This window comes from Cytophagia bacterium CHB2 (assembly GCA_030263535.1).
GTDB lineage: Bacteria > Zhuqueibacterota > Zhuqueibacteria > Zhuqueibacterales > Zhuqueibacteraceae > Coneutiohabitans.
In genome coordinates, this window is sequence record SZPB01000437.1 from 1 (window position 1) to 4,705 (window position 4,705).

General features: G+C 53.1%; 4 protein-coding genes. 1 reads left to right on the forward strand and 3 read right to left on the reverse strand.

Annotated elements, in window-relative coordinates; all coding sequences use genetic code 11:
- Window positions 1-998 (forward strand): FtsX-like permease family protein (locus FBQ85_26725; GenBank protein ID MDL1878728.1); only part of this gene is annotated, 998 nt, incomplete at its 5' end.
- 30 nt (window positions 999-1,028) lie between these two features.
- Here the strand turns inward: FBQ85_26725 and FBQ85_26730 are convergent.
- From FBQ85_26730 to FBQ85_26740, 3 genes are all read right to left on the reverse strand, one after another.
- Window positions 1,029-1,472, reverse strand: a complete 444-nt coding sequence (locus tag FBQ85_26730; GenBank protein MDL1878729.1) for a cytochrome c — start codon at window positions 1,470-1,472, stop codon at window positions 1,029-1,031.
- A 53-nt stretch (window positions 1,473-1,525) separates the two neighbouring features.
- Window positions 1,526-3,325 carry a hypothetical protein gene (locus FBQ85_26735; protein MDL1878730.1) on the reverse strand — a complete coding sequence of 600 codons (1,800 nt, stop codon included), beginning with the start codon at window positions 3,323-3,325 and terminating at the stop codon, window positions 1,526-1,528.
- Window positions 3,326-3,441: 116 nt separating this feature from the next.
- The gene (locus tag FBQ85_26740) at window positions 3,442-4,050 is read right to left on the reverse strand and encodes a hypothetical protein (GenBank protein ID MDL1878731.1); all 609 of its coding nucleotides are present in this window, start codon (window positions 4,048-4,050) and stop codon (window positions 3,442-3,444) included.
- Window positions 4,051-4,705 lie beyond the last annotated feature (655 nt).

The window sequence follows — 4,705 nt, forward strand, 5'->3', positions numbered from 1 at the left end:
ATTTGGTGTTGTTCGATATTCAGCCGGATCAAAGCGAAAACGTTGCCGCGCTGGTGCGATCCTTCGGCTTGCCGGTGATGCAACACGTGCCTGTCGTCACCATGCGGTTGGAAAGCATCAACGGCAAATCCGTGCGGGAATTGCAACAGGACACCACCAACGGCATCAGAAGATGGGCGCTGCGCCGCGAATACCGTTCCTCGTATCGCGACAGCTTGAATGATAATGAAACCTTGCTTGCGGGACAGTTGCAAAAGGGGAGAGGCAATCCTGAGGAGCCGGTTCTCGTTTCATTGGAGAATGATATTGCGGACGATTTACGGGTGAGTGTGGGCGATGAGATTGTGTTCGATGTCCAGGGCGTTCCGATTGCGACGCGCGTCGGCAGCATCCGCCGCGTCAATTGGCAACGCGTGATGCCGAGCTTTTTTGTGATCTTTCCGAGCGGCGTTTTGGAGAATGCGCCGCAATTTCATGTCGTGGTGACGCGCGCCGGCCAGGCTGAACTTTCGGCCAACGTGCAGCGCGCGGTGGTGCAGCAATTTCCCAATGTTTCCGCCATTGATCTGTCGCTCATTCTGATGACAGCCGAAACCATCTTGAGCAAAGTCTCATTTGTGATTCGCTTCATGGCGTTGTTCAGCATCTTCACCGGGCTGGCGGTTCTGGCAGGCGCGGTGATCACCAGCCGCTATCAACGCATTCAGGAAAGCGTGTTGTTGCGCACGCTTGGCGCAAATCGCCGGCAAGTGATCAAGATTATGACAATCGAGTATCTTTTTCTGGGCGGATTGGCGGCGATTACCGGGTTGTTGCTCGCGCTTGCCGGCACGTGGGGCCTGGCATTTTTTGTGTTCAAAACGAGTTTCGCGCCGGCGCTGGCGCCGAGTGTGGCTATTGTGATTCTCGTTGCCGGATTGACGCTGCTGTTGGGGATGTTGAACAGCCGGGGCATTGTCGATCGCCCTCCGCTGGAAGTGTTGCGCGCCGAGGCGTGATCACTGTACAGGTGTTTTCAACGTGGCTGGTTATGGATTCGCCGGTGCCGTCAGGCTGTCATTCCACGCCGCGAGGAAATCCAGCAATTGCTCGACCTGCTCCGGCGTTAAATGCTCTGCAAATCCGGGCATGCCATCATCATCTTCGCCCTTGCCGTGGAGGATAACCTCGCGCACATAGTCGCGGCTTTTGCGCTGCAGGACATCGCGAATTTTGGGGCCGAACATCCCGCCGGTTCCTTCCTCGCCGTGGCAACGGCTGCACTGGGTTTCGCGGTTCGGAAATCCCAGGAACATGAGATGGCCAGGGTCTTTGATATGCGCCGGCGGCTCGGGTTCACAACCGAAAAAAAGTAGAAGCGTCAACAACATTCCCCAAGAAAAAAAACTGCGGCACAATTGTATGATGCCGGTTTGTGAACCGCTGCCGCCAAATTGAAAATGATGCAAATGCCTCTTTTGTTGCGTTGCCATCGCAGCTCAAAGAAATTTTTGCCTATTCAACACCGCCCGGGCGGTGAAATGGTTTAATTCAAAAACGTCCACCAAAATCCCCAGCGAAAAACCCGTCCGAGATCGTGAACACCGGCGCGCCATTGCAAATCCTTATTCAATAAATTTTCCCAGGCCAGGAACAAAGCCCCGTCGCCGTAGCGCAATCTCAGTTGAATATCGAGCAAACTGGCGGCGGGCAAATGTGTAAATGTGATCGACTCCGGCATAGCCGCGAAATCCGGCGAGGCGCGCTCGCCTAACAGGCGCATCGCCACGCGCGGACTTACCTCCAGGCTTCTGCCAAACCATTGCCAGCTTGTTTCGAGATGAATTCGGCCATAAAAACGCGGCTGATGCCAAAACCAAAATTGTTGCGGTACTTCTCGGATGGTATGCGCCCAGATCAATCCCGCTTTCACGCGCTTAAACGGGCGCACGCTGCCGCGAAACTGTAGCGCCGGAGTTGTGATGGCCTCCGCGCTGTTTTGCAGAGATGCCGTGGTATCGCTGGGATTGGGCTGTATATAAAACCCGTCATGCCACCAAGCCCCGCCAAAAACAAGCTGCATCTCGGCTGTTTTGCTTTGCCATGCCAGCCCGCTTTGCGCATGCTGCAGGTTGACTGCTTGCAAAGAAGTATTGCGAAAAAAATATGAGAGAGAATTGTTGCGCTCGCCGATAGCCGGCGGAATCTGCCGCTGTTCGAATCCCAACCAAACATGCAATGAATGATTGATTTTGAAAATTCCGGTCACGGCCAGAGCATAACCCACGGGCCAATCACTTTTGTGGCGAATGTCGGCCGCGGCATTGAGCCAAACGTGATCACTTAAACGCGCCGCCACATGCGCGTTGGCGTTTTGGTAGAATCTCGCGTCATAGTCAAGCGTCGGGCTGGCGAGAGTTTCGCGGCCGGCGCGTGTTGCAACAGCGCCGGTAAAATTTTGCCGCTGCCATTGCCATTTGGCTTCGACTCCGGCGTCGCGCAGATCATGACGAATTTTCGCTGCTGGATCATTCAACTCTTCGCCAACTCGCCATAAAAACAGGCGCGCGGAAAACGCTTGCTGCCGCGCCAGGTCCAGCGCATGAAACGATCTTGTTTCTTTATGCCGGCCGCCTCCGCCGGTTTGCCACTCTTCCGGAAAAAAGGGCGCAGCAATGCCGGCTTCATGCCGGGAAAGAAAATAGCGATAACGCGCGCGCCAGGCGGCATTGATGCGATAGTCAAGTTTTGCGCCTACTTTGAAACCATCGTAAGGCACACGCACGAATTCTTGGTTTTGATTTTCGAAGCCGTCGGCATTACTGACGGTGAAATTGATGAACCCCGTCAAGCGCTGGCTGAAAGCGCGGCCAAAGCGTACGCGCGTCGCTTCGGCGCCGTATGGCCCTTTCACATATTCTGCGCGTGAGAAGGGCGTGTTGAAATGCAAAGAGTCAGTGGTAAAATTTAAACCGTTGCCAGAATGATAATCCGAAAATTTTGCGGGAAGCAATGGCATCTGGCTGAGGGCATCAACGGCGGCGTCCGGCAATCCGGAGAGATCGGTGGTGCCGTAGACGCCCGGAGGCCACAAGACCCCATCAACAATGTGGGTAAGCGCGCGCGCCGGCAATGCGCCCGCAGCAAAATAACGCGGTTGCCCAATTTCTCCCGCGCGCACAGGAAGCAGCGGCAACGTACTCATGCCGAGGTGCAACAAATCTTCAAAAATATAATCAAAATGGGCGCTGGAATCCGGGCGCAGGCGGATATCCGGCATCACAAAAACGGGAAGAGGCAAGCGCGAAGCGCCGGAATCGGGCTGGAGCTGCGCGGGCGTTTGCATGCTGTCTGGGGAAACGTGCTGAAGAGAATCGGAGGCGCCAGGTTGGCTCGTAACTTGTGCGGACAAGACATGCGAGCAACAAAAGAGGAACAGCATTACACGCGGGATAATCACGGTCAGACTTGAGATTGTATCGGTTTGGTTAGCTTCGAATCGGGCGCAGGCGCAAAGCGCGGCGCAGCTTGTGGTTTAACCAGCGCTTGAAAGACCGGCAGCGTCTGCAAGCGGCGCGCGAGGATCGGAACGAGCACGCTGAAGATCAACGTATTCGTGGCGAGATGGGTGAGATAAATCGGCGCGCCGATCGTCAAGGCCGCCAGAAAGCCGCTGAACGTTTGCTTGATCGTGAGGCCAAACGCCAATGTCGTGGCCAGATCAAAAAACAAAGTTAAGAAAATGCCCAGCGCAGTAAAAACCGGAATGGGAGGGAAGCGTTTGGTAAAGGACTTCGCTGTGAAGCCGCCGGCAAGCCCGCTCAAAGCCATGCCGGCAATTTGTGCAATCATAAGCGGCGGCGCCGCCGGGCCAAGCGGATTAAAAAGCGTATAGAGAAATTCGGCGATGACACCGGCAATGAAACCGCGCATCACGCCCAACATGAAACCCGCCAGAAAAACCGTGGCAGTAACAACCTCAACTCCGGGAAATGCAAAAAGCGTGAGACCGCCAGCAATGGCCAGGGCGATGAAAATGGCAGTGAGAATAAGTTGACGAATTCTGAGCATGCAATAAGCCCGCGGATGAGTTCTCGCACATGATACGCAAGCGCATCTTGAAAAGCAATTGGTGATTGTTTTCAGATGGTTTTGTAGCTTTTAGAAGCTACAGCAGTTTTTAGACAAACTGACCTGTAAGCTTTGGGATGAAGCTCTACGATCAGTTTCCACGGCCTGGTCCACAAAAGTGAGAATCCCACAAAAAAGTGAAAGCAAATTTTTTGTGGGATTCCGATTCGTGGTCAAAAATTTTGTAAGAATTTAGCCGTTTGAAGTTTTCGCTCACCGAAATGGAAATCCCACTGAATTGAACTCAAAAAGCTTAATTTCTGTGGGATTTCTATTTCTGTGGGCGGTTTTTTTGTTCTGGGTTCATTTAGCTAAATTCTTGCAAAATTTTTTAGCGGGCGGATTAAGTTCAACCGATACACTGCGAGAGTTTTATTTGTTGGACTTTAGTTATTGGTATGCGCCGTAGTTTTTTCGAGTGGACGGTTACCTTAAAATTTGTAGAAGTACCCGCTCAAAATGTCATTCAGATGAATCTTGTGAAGTACTCGGCATAATGCCCGTAACTTCACAAGTTCCATTCTGGATGACTGTGTGGGACATACTTTTCAAGGTAACAGCAAACTAGTTGCTGGCCGGCACATTCACCGGTTTG

Coding starts and splice junctions, on each gene's coding strand:
- FBQ85_26730 (MDL1878729.1), bottom strand. CDS start 1,472: ATGGCAACGCAACAAAAGAGGCATTTGCATCATTTTCAATTTGGCGGC.
- FBQ85_26735 (MDL1878730.1), bottom strand. CDS start 3,325: ATGCAAACGCCCGCGCAGCTCCAGCCCGATTCCGGCGCTTCGCGCTTG.
- FBQ85_26740 (MDL1878731.1), bottom strand. CDS start 4,050: ATGCTCAGAATTCGTCAACTTATTCTCACTGCCATTTTCATCGCCCTG.